This is a genomic window from Paludisphaera rhizosphaerae, from assembly GCF_011065895.1.
GTDB classification, from domain to species: domain Bacteria; phylum Planctomycetota; class Planctomycetia; order Isosphaerales; family Isosphaeraceae; genus Paludisphaera; species Paludisphaera rhizosphaerae.
In genome coordinates, this window is sequence record NZ_JAALCR010000015.1 from 64,520 (window position 1) to 80,208 (window position 15,689).

At 70.0% G+C, this 15,689-nt stretch carries 27 protein-coding genes; 25 read left to right on the forward strand and 2 right to left on the reverse strand.

Features of this window, described 5'->3' with window-relative positions; genetic code table 11:
• Positions 1-55 precede the first annotated feature (55 nt).
• The 18 genes from G5C50_RS32980 to G5C50_RS19630 all read left to right on the forward strand — a co-directional run bounded on the left by G5C50_RS32980 (position 56) and on the right by G5C50_RS19630 (position 8,424).
• Positions 56-391 (forward strand): pentapeptide repeat-containing protein, encoded by a 336-nt coding sequence (locus G5C50_RS32980; protein ID WP_165072059.1) that lies wholly within the window; start codon positions 56-58, stop codon positions 389-391.
• Positions 388-612 (forward strand): hypothetical protein, encoded by a 225-nt coding sequence (locus G5C50_RS19550; RefSeq protein ID WP_165072061.1) that lies wholly within the window; start codon positions 388-390, stop codon positions 610-612. The genes G5C50_RS32980 and G5C50_RS19550 overlap by 4 nt, the downstream gene beginning before the upstream one ends.
• The gene (locus G5C50_RS19555; protein WP_165072063.1) at positions 609-905 is read left to right on the forward strand and encodes a hypothetical protein; all 297 of its coding nucleotides are present in this window, start codon (positions 609-611) and stop codon (positions 903-905) included. The genes G5C50_RS19550 and G5C50_RS19555 overlap by 4 nt, the downstream gene beginning before the upstream one ends.
• Positions 886-2,151, forward strand: a complete 1,266-nt coding sequence (locus G5C50_RS19560) for a coiled-coil domain-containing protein (protein WP_165072064.1) — start codon at positions 886-888, stop codon at positions 2,149-2,151. The genes G5C50_RS19555 and G5C50_RS19560 overlap by 20 nt, the downstream gene beginning before the upstream one ends.
• The gene (locus tag G5C50_RS19565; protein WP_165072066.1) at positions 2,148-2,477 is read left to right on the forward strand and encodes a hypothetical protein; all 330 of its coding nucleotides are present in this window, start codon (positions 2,148-2,150) and stop codon (positions 2,475-2,477) included. Before G5C50_RS19560 ends, G5C50_RS19565 begins: the two co-directional genes overlap by 4 nt.
• A gap of 37 nt (positions 2,478-2,514) precedes the next feature.
• Positions 2,515-3,894: a prepilin-type N-terminal cleavage/methylation domain-containing protein gene (locus G5C50_RS33105; protein WP_315852330.1), complete on the forward strand. Its 1,380-nt coding sequence runs from the start codon at positions 2,515-2,517 to the stop codon at positions 3,892-3,894.
• A complete protein-coding gene (locus G5C50_RS19575; RefSeq protein ID WP_165072068.1) occupies positions 3,891-4,103 on the forward strand; it encodes a hypothetical protein in 213 nt (70 codons plus the stop codon). The genes G5C50_RS33105 and G5C50_RS19575 overlap by 4 nt, the downstream gene beginning before the upstream one ends.
• Positions 4,100-4,315, forward strand: a complete 216-nt coding sequence (locus tag G5C50_RS19580) for a hypothetical protein (protein WP_165072069.1) — start codon at positions 4,100-4,102, stop codon at positions 4,313-4,315. The genes G5C50_RS19575 and G5C50_RS19580 overlap by 4 nt, the downstream gene beginning before the upstream one ends.
• Complete coding sequence (locus G5C50_RS19585) at positions 4,312-4,578, forward strand: hypothetical protein (RefSeq protein WP_165072071.1); 267 nt, start codon at positions 4,312-4,314, stop codon at positions 4,576-4,578. The genes G5C50_RS19580 and G5C50_RS19585 overlap by 4 nt, the downstream gene beginning before the upstream one ends.
• Complete coding sequence (locus G5C50_RS19590; RefSeq protein ID WP_165072073.1) at positions 4,565-4,792, forward strand: hypothetical protein; 228 nt, start codon at positions 4,565-4,567, stop codon at positions 4,790-4,792. The genes G5C50_RS19585 and G5C50_RS19590 overlap by 14 nt, the downstream gene beginning before the upstream one ends.
• Positions 4,789-5,028, forward strand: a complete 240-nt coding sequence (locus tag G5C50_RS19595; protein ID WP_165072075.1) for a hypothetical protein — start codon at positions 4,789-4,791, stop codon at positions 5,026-5,028. The genes G5C50_RS19590 and G5C50_RS19595 overlap by 4 nt, the downstream gene beginning before the upstream one ends.
• Positions 5,029-5,040: 12 nt before the next feature.
• Entirely contained in the window at positions 5,041-5,838 is a 798-nt protein-coding gene (locus G5C50_RS19600) for a hypothetical protein (RefSeq protein WP_165072077.1), read from the forward strand.
• Complete coding sequence (locus G5C50_RS19605) at positions 5,838-6,206, forward strand: hypothetical protein (RefSeq protein WP_165072079.1); 369 nt, start codon at positions 5,838-5,840, stop codon at positions 6,204-6,206. The genes G5C50_RS19600 and G5C50_RS19605 overlap by 1 nt, the downstream gene beginning before the upstream one ends.
• Positions 6,203-6,478 (forward strand): hypothetical protein, encoded by a 276-nt coding sequence (locus G5C50_RS19610; RefSeq protein ID WP_165072081.1) that lies wholly within the window; start codon positions 6,203-6,205, stop codon positions 6,476-6,478. Before G5C50_RS19605 ends, G5C50_RS19610 begins: the two co-directional genes overlap by 4 nt.
• On the forward strand, positions 6,475-7,026 hold the full coding sequence (locus tag G5C50_RS19615) for a hypothetical protein (RefSeq protein ID WP_165072082.1): 552 nt from the start codon (positions 6,475-6,477) through the stop codon (positions 7,024-7,026). The genes G5C50_RS19610 and G5C50_RS19615 overlap by 4 nt, the downstream gene beginning before the upstream one ends.
• A gap of 12 nt (positions 7,027-7,038) precedes the next feature.
• A complete protein-coding gene (locus G5C50_RS19620) occupies positions 7,039-7,596 on the forward strand; it encodes a hypothetical protein (RefSeq protein WP_165072084.1) in 558 nt (185 codons plus the stop codon).
• A 188-nt stretch (positions 7,597-7,784) separates the two neighbouring features.
• Entirely contained in the window at positions 7,785-8,033 is a 249-nt protein-coding gene (locus G5C50_RS19625) for a hypothetical protein (protein ID WP_165072086.1), read from the forward strand.
• A 112-nt stretch (positions 8,034-8,145) separates the two neighbouring features.
• Positions 8,146-8,424, forward strand: a complete 279-nt coding sequence (locus G5C50_RS19630; protein WP_165072087.1) for a hypothetical protein — start codon at positions 8,146-8,148, stop codon at positions 8,422-8,424.
• Between the two features lie 98 nt (positions 8,425-8,522).
• On the opposite strand, the gene G5C50_RS19635 is transcribed toward G5C50_RS19630, so the two are convergent.
• Positions 8,523-8,735: a helix-turn-helix domain-containing protein gene (locus tag G5C50_RS19635; RefSeq protein WP_165072089.1), complete on the reverse strand. Its 213-nt coding sequence runs from the start codon at positions 8,733-8,735 to the stop codon at positions 8,523-8,525.
• Positions 8,720-9,424, reverse strand: a complete 705-nt coding sequence (locus G5C50_RS19640) for a recombinase family protein (RefSeq protein ID WP_165072091.1) — start codon at positions 9,422-9,424, stop codon at positions 8,720-8,722. Before G5C50_RS19640 ends, G5C50_RS19635 begins: the two co-directional genes overlap by 16 nt.
• A gap of 273 nt (positions 9,425-9,697) precedes the next feature.
• Here G5C50_RS19640 and G5C50_RS19645 point away from each other — a divergent pair, with 273 nt between their 5' ends.
• The 7 genes from G5C50_RS19645 (at position 9,698) to G5C50_RS19675 (ending at position 15,653) form a co-directional block, all read left to right on the forward strand.
• Complete coding sequence (locus G5C50_RS19645) at positions 9,698-10,036, forward strand: hypothetical protein (protein WP_165072093.1); 339 nt, start codon at positions 9,698-9,700, stop codon at positions 10,034-10,036.
• Positions 10,037-10,206: 170 nt separating this feature from the next.
• Complete coding sequence (locus G5C50_RS19650; RefSeq protein WP_165072095.1) at positions 10,207-10,635, forward strand: hypothetical protein; 429 nt, start codon at positions 10,207-10,209, stop codon at positions 10,633-10,635.
• 234 nt (positions 10,636-10,869) lie between these two features.
• Positions 10,870-11,238 carry a hypothetical protein gene (locus tag G5C50_RS19655; protein ID WP_165072097.1) on the forward strand — a complete coding sequence of 123 codons (369 nt, stop codon included), beginning with the start codon at positions 10,870-10,872 and terminating at the stop codon, positions 11,236-11,238.
• 114 nt (positions 11,239-11,352) lie between these two features.
• Complete coding sequence (locus G5C50_RS19660; RefSeq protein WP_165072099.1) at positions 11,353-11,682, forward strand: hypothetical protein; 330 nt, start codon at positions 11,353-11,355, stop codon at positions 11,680-11,682.
• Positions 11,683-11,692: 10 nt separating this feature from the next.
• Complete coding sequence (locus G5C50_RS19665) at positions 11,693-13,153, forward strand: hypothetical protein (RefSeq protein ID WP_165072101.1); 1,461 nt, start codon at positions 11,693-11,695, stop codon at positions 13,151-13,153.
• Positions 13,150-14,913 (forward strand): hypothetical protein, encoded by a 1,764-nt coding sequence (locus G5C50_RS19670; protein ID WP_165072103.1) that lies wholly within the window; start codon positions 13,150-13,152, stop codon positions 14,911-14,913. Before G5C50_RS19665 ends, G5C50_RS19670 begins: the two co-directional genes overlap by 4 nt.
• Positions 14,913-15,653 carry a hypothetical protein gene (locus tag G5C50_RS19675; protein ID WP_165072105.1) on the forward strand — a complete coding sequence of 247 codons (741 nt, stop codon included), beginning with the start codon at positions 14,913-14,915 and terminating at the stop codon, positions 15,651-15,653. The genes G5C50_RS19670 and G5C50_RS19675 overlap by 1 nt, the downstream gene beginning before the upstream one ends.
• Positions 15,654-15,689 lie beyond the last annotated feature (36 nt).

Below are 15,689 nucleotides of genomic sequence, written 5' to 3' on the forward strand. Positions count from 1 at the left end.
GCCGGCCGCGCGTCGGCCGGGGCTCCCCTGACCACTCCAATCAGGAGACCCGGATATGAACAAAGCTATCCAGAGCGGGCCCGATTACAGCAGCGCCGACCTGACCCGGGCCGACTTCCGGGGCCGGGACCTGCGGGGGGCCACCTTCCGGGGCGCGTACCTCCGAGACGCCGACTTCCGGGGAGCGGACTGCCGGGGGGTCGACTTCCGCGGGGCGGACGTCTCCCGCGTCAGCTTCCAGGGGGCCGACCTCCGGGGGGCCAACTTCAACCAGGCCAGCCTCGTCGGGTCGAACTTCCGGGGGGCCGAGACCGCCGGGGCGGAGTTCCTGGGGGCCGACCTGGATCGGACCGCGTTCGATGCGGACGGGGCGAAAGGAGGTGCGGCTTGAACGCCCCGCCCCCGCCGCTCCCCCGCCTGCGTCCCGGCGACCGCGTGCGGTTCCGGAACGCCCGGTGGGGCGAGGACGCGAGTCTCGAATACGAGGTCCGCGACGTCCTCCCACCGGAGGGGGAGACCCGGCTGGCGAGGATAGCGCTTCCCTCGGCCCCGGAGGCCCCGGGCCGGTGGCAGTTGACCCAGCATCTCGTCCCCGTGGAGCCGGAGCCATGAGCCGGCCGTGGAAGCCGGCTCGGGAGCGGTCCGCCGCCTGGTGGGCCGTGATGAGCCCGGACGGTCGGACGCTGGGGATTTATTTCCACATGACTTACGTCGACGCCTGGGTTGATCGGCATCCGGACGTCTGGTGGCGGGTGGTGTTCTGGTTCCGGGGGGCTGTTCGCTCGCGTTGCGACGTGCGGTCGAAACCAGCCTGGGCCCGGGCCCCGAACGAGCAACCGAGGTGGCGGACGCTGAAGACGAGCGGGCGGAAGAAAGGGGGAGAAGATGGCGGCGGGATCGTATGAGCACGAACTGATGGACGAAGTCCGCGACGCGCGGCGGGCCGTGGCCAAGGCCCGGATCGCCGAGGCCGACGCGCGGACGGCGTTCCGCGAAGCCCAGGCCGAGCGGATGACGAAGGAGCGGGCCCTCGAGGAGATCCTCGACGCGATCGCAACCGGCGACACGGGCCGCGCTCTGTTCGACAGGGCCGCCCGCGACCGCGAGGTTCGCGAGGCCGAAGCGGACGCCCGCGAGGCCGCCCGCGACGTCATGGCGGCCAAGCCGCCGACGATCGAGGTGGGCGAGGACGCTTGGACGAGGACGCCGCTCAAGGCCGTGGTCAAGGGTGCCGACCTGGTCGCTCTGCTGAAGGGGAACGAGCTGCTGACGCTGGGCGATCTGTATGACGCCTGCAGTCTGTGCGGCGATCTGGCCGAGGCCCTCGAGGACCTGGCCCCGACGAACATCGCGGCGATCGACCACGACGTCCGGGCCTGGGTCGCCAAGCATCCGGGTTTCCCGCTCGACTGCCTGGCCCGGCCCGAACCGCCGCGGTCCGAACAGATCGACGACGAACTGCATGCGGCCCTCTATCCTGCCGGATTCGACCCCGGTTGGCTCAAGTGCCGATCGCGTGGAGGCCTCAGCAACGTCGAGGCCGCTCGCAAACTGGCCGACCTCTGGCCGGAGCGGGCCGACTTCCGGAGCGATACCGAGGACGGGCCCGGCCACACGGTCCGAGGCGGGGCCAAGCCGGCCTTCTGGCTGGGCGAGCTGGCCCCGGGGACGAACCCGCCGGCCGACCTCGAGGGGCCCGACCTGTACGACGCGATCCGCCGGATCCTCGAGCTGCCCAAGCTGTCGGCCGACGACGTCGACCCGATGGAGGCCGCCCAGGTCCGCGAGGAGCTGGGGGAAGCGGCTCCAGGCCCGGACCGCGTCGAGGGGGCCGTGGCGCTGGCGGTCTGCAACATCCGCAGCGATGTCTTCGACCGCCTGAAGCGCGGGGCGACCGACGCCCAGATCGCCGAGGTCCTGGTCAACCTTCCGGTCGCCCGCCGCGACCCCGAGAGCGGCCACGCCTGGGCGACCGCCGGCGGGCTCGACTTCGCCGTCTGGTTCGCCGAGGACGCGGCGGTCTGGCCCGACCGCCGCCACGCGACAGTCAAGGGCGACCAGCTCGTCGCGATGGTTCGCAAGGTCGCCAAGATCCCCCAACCCAAGGCCAAAAAAGCCGCCAAACCCAAGCCGTCGGAGGCCCGTCGATGATCGAGATCGGAGTCGGTTTCGCGTTGGCCGTGTTGGTCCTGGCCTGGCCGCGGCGGTCGTTCGACGGGCCGGCGGCGGCCGAGCGGTTCGTGATCGACGACGGGTCGCCGGGCGCGTACCACGCCCCGGGCCTGGCCCGCCGCGAGGTCCTCGCCGAAGCCCTCGCGTGGCTGGGCGAGAGGTTGTCCCTGGACGTCGTTCTCGTCGCCGGGGCGACGTCCTTCGTCCTGGTCGAGCTGGTGATCCTCCGGGGGATCAAAGAGGGCTGGTGGCGCGTGCTCTGGGACTTCGCCCAGACGGCCGGGATGGGCGACTACCAGGGCTGACAGGCCGCCCCGGGCGGGGCGATGGGGGAGGTGCAGGATGGCGGTGTCTCAGATGATCCGGTGCGACCGCTGCGGTCGCGCCCAGGTTTTCGAGGTCGATCCGTCCCCGCTGCTGGGGCCGGCAATCGCGGGTTACGCCGAGGCCAAGCGGGCCGGCTGGACCTGGTTCAACGGGGTGAGCGAGTTCTTGTGCCCGCCGTGCTCGACGGCCCCGGAGCCGCGGCGGACGCGAATGCGTCAGGCTCAGGGCTTCACGCTGATCGAGCTGCTGGTCGTCCTGGTGATCGTGGCGATCGTCGCGGCCGTCGCGCTGCCGGTCGTCCAAACGGCCTGGTCGGGGCGCAAGGTCGACTCGGCCGCCCAGGTCCTGCAGGGGGAGCTGGCGGCGGCTCGGGCCCGGGCGCAGGCCTCGCCGGGCGGGGTCGCCGGGATCCGGCTCTTGCCCGACCCGTCGTTCCCAATCGCCCGCCTCGCCGACGGCTCGGTCGATCCATCAGGAGTACTCGCATACGACCGGGTCGTCCCGCTGGTCGCGCCGCCCGGATACCAGGACGGCCGGGTTTCGATCCGCTCGAACTACCCGGCCGCGTTCGCCGCGATCCTGCCCGCGAATCGGCTGGTCCTCGAGCAACAGGTCGGGACCGATTACCGGAACCCCGACGGCTCGACGACGCGGATCCCGGTCCAGCCCACGAGCTGGGCCTGGAACGTCCGCGTGGGGGACCAGCTCGAGCTGCTGGGCCGGCGGTTCAACGTCGTGGGGCCCGTCGCGGTCGGACCTGCCCAGGGCAACGTCGAGTTGTTCGTGAACTACGACCCGGCCTGGTTGGCCGCGGCGAATCGCGGCGACGGCCCGGCCGAGTTCCTGCTCTTGTCGAACAACCTGGACGACGACGCCGACGGCTATCCGGACAACGGGGCGGACGGCCTCGACAACGACGTGGACGGCCTGGTCGACGAGGCCGACGAGTGGACGGAGACGGAGGTCTGGGGGCCGCTGCCGACCTCCTCGTTCGAGCTGCCGTACCTGATCCGCCGCCGGCCGGCGCCCGGACCGGGGACGTCGGGGGTCGCCCTGGCCGGGGCCGTGATCGACGCGACCGGCTACGCGGCGACGATCCCCGCGCGGTCGGTCCTGCCCGTCGATCCCTGGACGGGAGCGGTCGACCTGGTCGTCGACTGGACGGGGAGCTGGTCGCGGGCCCGGACCGTGGGCGTGCCGACGGCCGACGGCCTCAAATCGTCGTTTTGGCATCTGTGGATCGCCGACCGGGGCGACGTCTCGGCCCCGGCCTCGGCCGAGGGAACGGGCCGGCTCGTGACGATCGCGGCCCGGTCCGGGCGGGTCGTCGCCGGCGAGGCCGACGCCGCGAATCCCGTCGCCGCCCGCGCGACCAACGAAGGGAGGGGCCGTTGAAGCCTCGCAATCAGAAGGCGATCCGGGCGAAGGAGGCGGACGTCGACCTGGTCCGCGACCGATCCGGCCAGCCCCGCGTGCGGTTGTCGCTGAAGGTCGACGGCGTGGCCGAACCGGTCGCGAAATCCATGACCCGGCTCGAGGCCGTCCGGCTCATGACCAGGATCGGCGAGAAGGTCATGGAAATCGACGAAGGGGGGGGCCGTTGAGCGCGATGCATCGCTGGTTCTACGCGGCGGTCGGGGCCGTCGCCCTGGCCGTCGTCGCCGCGGCGATCGCCGTCGTCTGGCTGGCCGTCTTCCCCGCGATCCTGGCCGGCCGCGTGCTGCAGGCGCTGGAAGACGACGAACCCGGCTCGGACCGCCGGGCCCGTCCACCCGGACGGGTCGACCAGGCCCATTCGTGGAGGGCCTCCCGATGAGCGCCTTTCGCTACGGGAGGTTCAGGCTCGCGGGCCGGGACTTCGCCGGCGTCGGCGACGTCGTCAAGGCCTGCGAGGAGTACGCGGCCAAGGCCCGGCGGCCGTGGTCGGCCGGGCTGGTCGGGATCGTTGCCGACGACCAGGTCGGCGCGGGGGCGTCGGTCGTCCTGGCGAGGGCGACCGGGGCGGCGGATGGATCGGTGACGTTCGAGGACCTCGAGCCGGCGGAAGGGGAGGAGTTACCCAATGATGTTCATCACTGATGACATAGCCCGCGACTACGCCCGGAAGGTCGAGGCGATGCGTGCGAAGCAACGGGACGCCTGGGATTCGACGTTCCGAGGGCCTGAGAGGATTATTCGAACCCTGCGCCTCTTGAGCGAGGCGAAAACGCTGGAGCGGGAGGTCGACCGGCTGACCGAGGCCATGCTCGACGACCGGCCGGGCCTGTTCGAGGCGGAAGGGGGTGGGGATTGAGCCGGTCCCTCTTCGACGACAGTTTCCCACCCCCCGAACCCGAGGGCCTCGGCAAGGTCGAGATCGGCGTCGAGACGATGGCCGACGGCCGACGGGTGATGACGGTGAAGACCTCGGCGGGGGAGGGCGAGGTCCTGGCGGCTGTCGTCGCTCGGCTGACCGAAAAGGGGTCCGTCGACCTCGCGAACGCGATCGCCCGGGCACAGTTCCTGGCCTGGCCGATGGTCAAGGGCTGATCGATGGGCGTGATGAAGCGGCTTCATCGGCGCTGGGTGGAGGGCTATCGCTTCGGCGTGCGCCAGGCCGAGCTGCTCGGCATCGGGGGAGCCGCTTACGAAGCCGTCCTCAGATTCGAGAAGGCCATGCAAGAGGCCGAGTACGTCGCCGCCGGGCTGGGGCCCTCGCCGCGCAGATTGTCGCCCGAGGAGGTCGAGGCCGAGAAGGAGGCCAAGCGGGAGATGTCCGAGGCCCGGCGCGAGGCGCTGGCCGAACGCGAGGCGATCCAGGCAGTCGAGCGCGAAGAGGACGAGAGGATCCGCCGCGAGGAGGAAGCCTTGAAGCCGAAGACGTTCGCCCCGCCGCCGCCCGATTTCGAGCGTTCGATTCCGGAGGTCGTCGAGGCCTCGATCGAACACCAGGGCCTCGCCTCGCCCTGGCCGACGATGGCGAACCTCTACCGCCGCGACAAGCAATCCCAGGCCTACCAGCGCGAGGGGAAGATCGGCCCGGGCCTGGCCGAGCTGCGGGAACGGAGCGGACCGCCCGAGCCGCCCGCCGTCCCGACCGGCTGGTACCAGATCAACGGCGATTCGTTCTGCCGGGTCGGGTCGGGCCCGTTTCCGGAATACCGGCCGCCGGGCCTGGTCTGGCGGCTGTACTGGACGCACCCCAAGCCCGACGACGTGCCCTGGGAGGACGAGATTATTCCTTCGGCCCCGCCGGTTATTCCGGATCGGGCCGAGATTATTCCGCCGCGCGTCGACGCGGCCGAGCCGACGCCGCCCCGGCCGACGGGCGGGAAACTCAAACAAGGGAGTCTGTTTTGATGTCAGAGGACGAGATGGGAATCAATGTCTTCAAGCCGTTCCGGTTTAAGAGGGCCGTCCGCGACTTCTCCGGCGGCATCCGCGTCGTCCTCCAGTGGAACGATGACGGGACGACGGTGTTCATCTTCGACGAGGATGGCCCCGCATCGGTCCACCACTTCCACGCGGCCGAGTTTGCGGAACTGGCCCGGATCGTCGCCACGGCCGCGGTCGACGGCGACGGCGAGCCGGACGCCCACGAGAAGACTCCCTACCTTCCCGGGGCGTGCCGAGTCTGCGGCTGCACCTGGGACAACCCGTGTCCCGACGGGTGCTGCTGGATCACGGATGATCTCTGCTCTGAGTGCGCGGAAGGGGGTGGGGATTGAGCCGACGTCCGACCATCCGCCCCAAGTCCGCCGTCGAGGTCGCCGCCGCCGTCAAACGCGAGGTCGCCGCCGCAGGGGAGAGCTTCGCCGATCTGGCCGAAGTCGTCGAGTACGCGGTGAACCGAGCCTACGCGGAGGGCGTGCTAAACGCCTATGAGGATCTTATCCCGGAGCTGCGGAACTACGTCCATCATGCGAATCACGGGCTCTCCTGCGTTCGGGCCGTCGTCGGTCGCGATAGGACTGGAGCCTTGTCGGAGAATCCCTCATGAGTCGCCGCGCGTGCCGTTGGCCTGGTTGCTCGAAGATGGTCCCGGTCTACAAATGGGGTTGCCGTCGACACTGGTACCGGCTCCCCAAGGCGATCCGCGACCGCATCTGGGCAAACTATCGCCAGGGACAGGAGACGGACCTCCGGATTACGCGGGAATACGCCTTGGCCGACCGCGAGGCGCGGGAATGGGCGGTCCGTTACGAGGCAGAGAAGGCGACCGCCCGGAGCCTGTTCGACGCGAGAAGGAGGTGGGGAATGACGCCGGAGCATGACGACGAACAGCAGACCTACACCGAGTATTACATCGTCCTCTCCTGGGTGGAGGACATCCAGGCGGTCCGGTACGAGGCGGCCGACGAAAACCCGATTGTCGCGCTGGCCAGGTCGCCGGAAGATCGGCCCCGGAGGGTCTTCAACGTCTGCGGCGAGGACCCGGGCACGGCGATCGTGCAATGGCTCGTGTCCCTGGGCTGCGGGGTCCAGAAGGCGAACGACCTCGCCAATGCAATCGGCGTGCAGATCCACGGCACCGACTGCGACTGGTGAAAGGAGGATCGGTTGAACACGCAAGCGAATGACGACGACGGCCTGCGAATGATCCCGACGCGCGAGGTCCTCGACGTCGACGGGGTCGAGTGTCGACGGTGGATCGGGACGACGCCGGACGGCGGGTCCGTGGAGCTGTTCGTGCATCGGGTGGGGACCGGCGATCCCCGGGCCGAGGCCTGGCTCGACGCGCGATTGAGTCCGTCGCCGACGCGGCCGCCCGAATCGCTTTCGAGCTGGATACTCCTCGATGTCGACGACCTCGCCAAAAGCGTTGTGGAGACGGCCGAGCGGAATTTCCGGAACCCGAACCGCTCGCCCCTTCAACGTCAGTGCGACGAGCTGGTCCTCCACGCCGCCCGCGGGGGAGAGGTGGGGCTGGCGACATGCCTCCAGTTCCTGCAGTCCCTGCGGGTCCTCGGGGCCATGAGCCAGACGGCCCAAGTCCTTTTCACTCTCTCGCACGAAGTCGCGGCAATGCGGGCCGAGCGGTCGCGGGCGATTCGTGAGGACCTCGACTTTCGAAACGACGTCGGCCCCGGTGGGGATGACACCGGGGCCGACGTCTGACGTTTCTGGCAAGCAACCAAACCGCGTCCGGGAAGCAGCGGTTTGATCGGCTGGATCCGGCCGTCGCCTTGAGGGAACCCGCCTTCCATGGCGGTCGACGGCCTTTGTGAGAAGGAATCCCCCCTGCTCTATCTTGCCGGACCGGCCTGCCCGCCGGACCGGCCTATCTTGCCCAGGAGTGAAACACCTTGAATAAGCGAGACTACCGCAACGCCGCCCGCCTTGCCAACCTCTCCCCCGCCGAGCTGGCCGACTTCAAGAGTGGGATGACCGCCGAGGCCGAGCGGATCGCGGCGCGTCGGGCCGCGAAGGGGTTGCCGCCGGTGATCGACAACGGGCCGCCGCTCGAGGACCTGCTGGCCGACCTGGTCGGGGGATTCGGCCGGCGGTCGTCAGCCTCTCCGCGATCCGCGCGAGCGGGCGCCGCCAGGCGATAGGGGGCCGGAACCTCCGAACATCGTCGCGACATGCGTCGATGATGAACGTACGACCCGGGGCGACGACCGCCCCGGGGATCCTCGGAATCCTGGAATCCGGAGGCGGCGGAACATGGCGCGGGAATCGGCCCGGAGGCCTCGGTCGAAAGCGGTGTCGGCGCCGATCGCCGCCAAGGTCAAGATGTCGGCGAGCGTCCGCACCGAGACCTACATGCGGCTGGCGACCCACGCCCTCTGGATGGGGAAGACCCAGGGCGAGTTGATCGACGACCTGGTCGAGAGCGGTTGCCGCCGGTACCGGGTCCAGGACCTCGAATCCGCCAAGGATAAGGCCCCCACCGATCCCCCCCCCGAATCGTCCGATTCCGACGACGAGACCGCCGCCGCCTGACGATCGCGGGCGGCGAATCCACGGGGCGAGCCGGTTTTCCGGCCGCCCCGTTTCCGTTTCGAAGCCGGGCCCGGTTGATAGGGGAGAGGAGCCGTCGGCTACTTCGCCGGCCGGCGGCGGGTCTGGATCAGCTTGACGCCCAGGGCCTCGGCCAGGCGGTCGATCGACGGGCCCGACAACGCCTGATCGCCGGCGAGGAACCGCGTGAGGTTGCCACGGTTGATCCCGGCCTCCTCGGCCAGGGCGTACAGGCTGCGTTTCTCCGCGCGGAGGATTTCGCGGAGCTGGTCGGATATCAGGTTTCGGGACACGGTTCGCTCCTCGACAGCAATCGTCGGATGGTGGTGACGCCCCAGGCCTCGCCGCCGTTCTTGGGCTTGAGCCCCATGGCGAGCAGCTCGGCGGCGATCGCCCGAAGGGATAGGCCGTCGTCGCGGAGCGACCTGGTCAGTTCGACCACAGCCGCCTCGTCGGGGTCGACGACCAGGCCGACGCCGTCGTCGGTCGTCCGGAATCCGTAGGGGACCTGGCCGCACCGTTCGCCGTTCGACCGCTTCGACGCGAGCACGCCGTCCGTGCGCTCCCGGATCTTCGACAGCTCGAACTCCGCGAAGGCGTCTAGAATCCGCCTCATGAGCACGTTGATGGGGGAGTCGTCTTCCGTCCCCTCACCGGCTGCGGAGACGATCCTGGCCCCCCTGGACGTCACCTCGCGTTCGATCGACGCGCCGGTCCAGGCGTCCGTCCGGAAGATCCGGTCCCGCTTGGAAACGACCAGGCTGTCCCCCGGGCCGAGTGCGGCGATGGCCTGACGGAGGCCGGGGCGCTTCTTGAGCGGCTTCCCGCCCGACACCCCTTCATCCCGGATAACCGCCGCGACCGGCCAACCCTTGCGGCCGGCGAACTCCGTCGCGGCCTCTTCCTGGGCGCGCAGGGAGAGCCCCTTTTCGGCCTGCTCGTCCGTGCTGACCCGGAGGTAGACGACTGCGTTTCCTGGCATGGCGGCAAACTCAGGCGGGGAAGCGGCGGGACGGGGATTCCGCTGCGCCGGCGCAACGGGGTTGCACGTTGCGCCGGCGCAACAGGAACGAACGTCGAGACGTTGCGCCGGCGCGCCGGGCCGGGCGGGGTTTGGCGCGACGGCGGGGGGCCGCGCCTCACCGGTCGGTGCGGCGCGCCCCTCGCCTAGTAATTTGGACCGCCTGGGCTATCTCTGGCGAAGCGTGGGGTAAAATGGCGAGATGGCAAATCGCGGCCACCTGGATCGATCCTCATGAGCCCTTCAACAGCCCCGCCGCTCCCCTCCCAACCCGTCTCCATCTTCAACCCCGACGAACTCGCTCGGTTCGTCGACGGCTCGTCGCCCCCTCGCCGGCGAGCCGACCGCCGTCGGGTCCACCCGCCGCACCCGGCCCGCGTCGACCCCCGGCAGCCCGCCGCCGAAGGACCGCACTGGCGCCCGTACGGCCGAGTGAGGGCCGGGGCCGAGGTCAGTCGCCTGGAATTCGCGGTCTTCGACTCAACCCCGCCTGCAGGCGTCGACGCGGAGTGGGATCCGACCTCCCGCCGATGGGTGGCGATCCGCTTGATTGAAACGCAGCCGGCCGCGTAAGTTTCCCTGGCCGCAAAAAACCCGTAACCGCAACCAATTCCAAGGGTTGCGGTTGCATCGGCAGCTTTGCATATAACGGATACGGGGAAGAACAGGCGGCGGATTCGGGACCATAGTCTAGGTGTACGCCTCGTCTGATGCGAACGCCTCAGCCTCGGAGCCCGTCCGCGATGCAATCCCGGATCAACCACCTGTTTGCGGCGGCGGCCCTGTCCTGGGGCCTGATGTTCGACACGATCGTCCGCGTTGTCCAGTCGCCGCACTTCGACTCGATCGCCAAAGCGTGCTTTGGGGCGATCGTCGCCCTCTACACGACGGTCGTCGCTCGCAACGCGGGCAAGACTAAGCCGGCCCCGGCTCCAATCCCCCCGGCTCCGGATCCGATTCCCGAGACGCCGATCCCGCCGCCGACGATCGACTATGACGCTCTGGCCGAGGCGATCGCCCGCGTCCAGGCCCGCGACCGCCAGGCCCGATTCGACCCGGCCGACCGTCGAGTCCGTGAACTGGCCGCCGCCGAGCGCCACAGGATCGACGAGGCCGCTCGCGACCACGATCCGGGATCCCTCCGGGTCATCTATCACGACGACTCACGCTGAATCACCACCTGAAGGGGCCGGTGGGCTCGTCCTCCCCGACCCGCCGGCCCCGATCCGTCCCGACATACTCTTCGCGCGCCAGCGCAACGTAACGGGCCCCGGTCGTCGGACCAGGCCCCGCCAGCTCCCCGAGGGGACGGCGGCGCGACCGTGGACCGGCGGCCGGGGCTGAGATCGGCCTCGTTTAGGCTTTTAACCTAATGGCCTAAAGGGCCGAAAACCGGAGACCCCACCGTGGCCGATCCGCTCGTCGTCGACGTTCCGCCTGGGGAGTACGCACTCCCGGGGACCGATCGCATCCTCGTGATCGAGAAAGCCCACTGGAAGCCCCAGACGTCTCCCATCGCGCTCGTGACTCCCGCCGCCCCGACGCCGTCGACCGTATCGAGGGTCGGTTCCTGGCTGGTCAATGCGGCTCTCGCCGCGGCGGGGATCGCCGGCGGTTATTACCTGGGCCCGGCCGTGGCCGATAAGGTCCTCCCACCCGACCCGCCTCCGGTCGTCGTCCCGACCCAGTCGCACTCGCCGTCGGCTCCCGGCTACCGGCCGGCGATCTACGCCGAGCCGTCGCCCGCCGTCCCGTCGCCCCAGCTCCCGCGCTGAGGCGGCTTCCGCCCCGCCCGGAGACCCGCCGTGGCCGAATCCGACGATGCCCCGCCGGGGGTCCAGGGGGACGGTCCGTCCTGGGGTCGCCTCTCTCGCTCTGATTTGCTCGCGATGAATCGATCCCTCCGTCTCGGAGGATCGATCCCGCCCGACCTCTATCCCTGGCTGCTCAAACAGCTCAAGAACCTCGCCGACCCCGAGTACCTGCACCCGCCCAACAACAAGCCCGCGCCCGCCCGGACCCGGGTCGCCGCGATGAAGCTGCTCGGCGGCATGATCGGCCTGGGCGTCAAGCAACAGCAGGTCGACATCAACCTCTACAGAGCGGTCGGCCTCGACGACGATGCCGTCGGCTCGCCCGATCAGGAGGACGGAGACGCCCTCCGGGAAGCCCTTGAGTTCCTCCGAAACGTCGACAAAGGTACTGCAGGACCTGGGTAGCGCGTGGGGCGTGAAGCTTCCCAGCGTGGCCGTCTGCCGGGGCCATTCCGCCCCGCTGGACTTCCTCCGGGCCCAGTTCGTCGACCGGCCGCCGATCGTGGCCTGCCTGGGAGCCCGCGGCTCGGGCAAGTCGTTCGGCTCGGCGCTCTCATGCCATCTCGACTCGCTCGTCTATCCCGGGATCGGCAGCCGCATCCTCGGGGGATCGCTGGCCCAATCGGCCCAGATTCACGAGGCCCTCGGCAAGTTCGACGAGGCCCGGCCCGGACGCACACCATGGAAGCGGTACAACCGGGAATCGGTCGTGTACCGCAACGGCTCCAAGGTGGCGATCCTGGCTTGCTCGGCGAAGTCGGTCCGCGGCCCCCACGTCGCCGACCTCCGGCTCGATGAGGTCGACGAGATCGACAGCGCGCTCCGCGACGCCGCGATGGGCATGTCGATGGGCCTCAAGGGCGTGCCGGCGATGACGGTCCTCACGTCCACCTGGCACAAGCTGGGCGGACCCATGTCGGACATCGTCGAGCGGGGGCGGGCCGGCGAGTTCCCCCTGTTCACGATGTGCATCTGGGAGGTCCTCGAAACCTGCCCCGACGAACGGTCCGGGGCGAACCTCGAACGCTGCGACGAGTGCCCGCTCAAGCGCTGGTGCCACGAGGACCGCGACGAGCGGCCGGACGGCCTGCCCAAGGCCAAGCGGTCGGCCGGGCACTACCCGATCGACAGCCTGATCCAAAAGGTCCGGATGGTCTCGGCCCGCGTGTTCGGGGCCGACTACCTATGCACCGGGCCCAAGGCCGACGGCGTCTGGTTCAAGGGTTTCGAGGTCGGTCGCCACGTCCGGCCCGACGCCGAATACGATCCGGCCCTGCCGGTCTATGTGTCGATCGACTCGGGCGTCTTCACTGGGGCCGTGCTGTTCCAGCATCGTCCAGCCGTCGGCAGCTCGCCGCCCCGGATCAACGTGTTCGGCGAGTACCTGTCGGAGGGCGTCACCGCCTATGACGCGGCCCAACGCATCCTGGCCGAGGTCCTCGAGCGGTGCGGGCCCGACGCCCGGCGGTTCGTCTCGACCGACTCGGCCGGCGGGGCCCGGAATCCGGTCGGCCCGACCGTGATCGCCGAGTACAAGCGCGCCGGCCTGGTCGGCGTCCGCAACATCGAGGAGTGGCCGAAGTACGCCGGATGCGTGGCCGACGGCCTGGCGACGATCGAGGCCCTGATCGAGACGGCCGACGGGACTGTGCATCTAGCGGTCCATCCGCGATGCGTGCGGACGATCGCGGCCCTGCAGAGCTACGCCCGGGCCAAGCGCGCCGGGCAATGGCAGGACTATCCCGAGGATCCTCAACACCCCCACGAGGACCTCGTCGACGCCCTCCGGGGCGGCCTGAAAATCTGCCTGCCCAACGGACTCCGATCCGCTACGGCCGGCTTCAAGACCGTCTCCCCACGAAGGGTGTTCAAATGACCTTACCGATCAGCGCGGGGACGGTCGGCGTGTTCGCCGGTCTCGGGATGAACGGCCTCCCCGGGATCCCCATCCTGCAGGTCCCGAACGGCCCGAAGATCGAGCGGCCGAACCTCGAGTGGGCCCTCCATCATCTCCGCTGGCGTTGGCTCCTCGACTCGTGGGAGGGAGGCGAGGCGTACCGCACGGCGATCTACGGGTTCGACCTGCAGGGGATGCCGGTCCGCAACCTGGTCCGCCACAAGCACGAGTATCCGGGCCCCGGCGAGAGCTACGGCGCCCAGGGCCGGCCCTTCGGGACCGACCAGGCGGCGCAGGCGACCGCGACGGACGACGACTACGAATTGCGACGGGCCCGGACGCCGATCCCCGGTTTCGTCTCCGAGGCGATCAAGACGCACCTCTCGCGGATCTATTGCCACGAGGTTCGACGCGAGGGGGCCGACCTCGAGGCGTTCTGGGCGGACCCGACCGGCCAGCGTCAGGGCGACATGAAGGCCTGGTTCCCCTCGGCCGTCGCCCCGCTGCTGATGGCGCTGGGCCAGCTCGATTTCCTGGTCGACCGGCCGGCCGCCCCGGCCGACGACCAGCCGAAGTCGCGGGCCGACGATTACCGCCTGAAGCTCGACCGGGCGATCGTCCAGCTCGTGCTCCCGACTGACGTCGTCTGGTGGCGGCTCGACGCCCTGGGCCGCTATACCGACGTCCTGATCCGCGAGACGGACGACGACGGGAATCCGGCCTGGCGGTACTGGGGGCCGACGCACTGGCACCTGTTCAACGCCGACGGCAAGCACGTCGGCGGCAAGGAACACACCTACGGGCGGCCGCCGATCGTACGCGTGTTCGACGGCCGCCGGCCGCGATGCAAACACGTCGGCATGCCGCGATACGAGACGATCGCCGAGCTGCAGCGCGAGTTCTACAACCGCGACTCGGAATTGATCCTGTCGGACACGATCCAGGCCCACCCGCTGATCCAGGGCCCGGAGGACTTCTTCGAGGTCGGCGAGGACGGCCAGGCGTCGATGCCGATGGGCCCGTCGTTCATGCTGCCCAAACGCAAGATCAACGGCGGCAGCGGCGGATACGAAGGCTTCGACGTCGTCGAGTTCCCCAAGGATGGGGCCGCGAGCCTCCGGGCGAACAAGCTCGACATGCGGGACGCGGTCGACCGGGCCGCGCTCCTGACCAAGCCGGCCGGGGCCGCCGGCACGAACGGCTCGACCGTCTCGCAGTCGGGCACGTCCAAACGGCTCGACCAGTCGGCCGGCAACGATCTGTTGACCCAGATCGCCGAGGTTCTGGCGGCGGCCGAGGGCCGCCTCGCCGAGCTGGCCGTCCTCGTGCAATCCGGCGGCTCGATCGACCCGTCGACGTCGGCCGAAAAGCCCTCGTGGAAGGTCGTCTATCCGCAGCGGTTCGACCTCGCGACCGCCGAGGAGCTGGCCAACCAGGTCGCCGACTTCCAGGCGATCCTCGCGGCCGCCGGCAAGGTCCCGGAGATCGAATTCGCCTGCCTTTCGGCCCTCGTGCGGCTCATGCGTCCCGGACTCGAGCCGGACGACTACAAGGCGTTCGACGTCGAACTCGAGGCCTACCTCGACGAGGCCGAGAAGCGTCAGGAAGCCCAACGCGAGGCCGAGGCTCGCTATCCCGCCCCGCTCGGGACCGACCCGAACAAGCCCGGGGAAGCCCCCGGCGCCCCCGCACCGAACCTTGAACCCGCCACCCGTTCCGACCTGCAAGAGGTGTATTGATGTCGTTCAACGCCACCCTCGCCGCGGCCGCCGCCGCGGCCAACGCCGGCGAGGCCGGCAACGACGCCGGAGCCGCAGCCGGCCAGACCTCGACGCCCCCGCCGCCGGCCGCACCCGCCGGCGACTTCCGATCGATCACGGCCGAGGAGCATCAGCAGCTCCTAGCCGCCCGCTCGGAACTCGCCGCCCTGCGGTCCCAGCAGTCCGCCGAGGCCGACCGCAAGGAACGGGCCCGGCTCGACTCCATGGCCGCCGAGGGACGGCACAAGGAAGCCCTCGACCAGATGCGGACGACCTGGGAGACCAAGCACGCCGACGCCGTCCGGCAGTTCGAGGAGCTGCAGGCCCAGGTCCTCGGCGACAAGCTGACGGCGACGATCAGCGGCGCTTTCGCCGGCCGCGACTTCATCGGCAGCACGGCCGAGGAGAAGGCCCTCGCCCAGGCCGACCTGACCCGGCTCCTCGAGGCCGATTTCGAGGCCGTCCGCGACGCCCAGGGCCGCGTACGCGTCCAGGACAAGCGGACCGGCGTCGAGGCCTCGGTCGCGCTCAAGGAACGGCTCGACGGCCGCCGCTACGCCCTCTACTTCGCCTCCAAGGGCGCCGGGGCGAACTCCAAGCCGGCCGGCGGCCAGCTCCCGGCCCCGACGATCCAGGAGGGCGGCTCGTTCCTCGAGCAGAACGCCCGCGAGTTCCAGTCCCGCCAGGTCCAGGGGTTCGGCTTCCACAAGATCGGCTGAACCGGCCACGTCCCGCCGCCCGTCCGTCTCCACCTC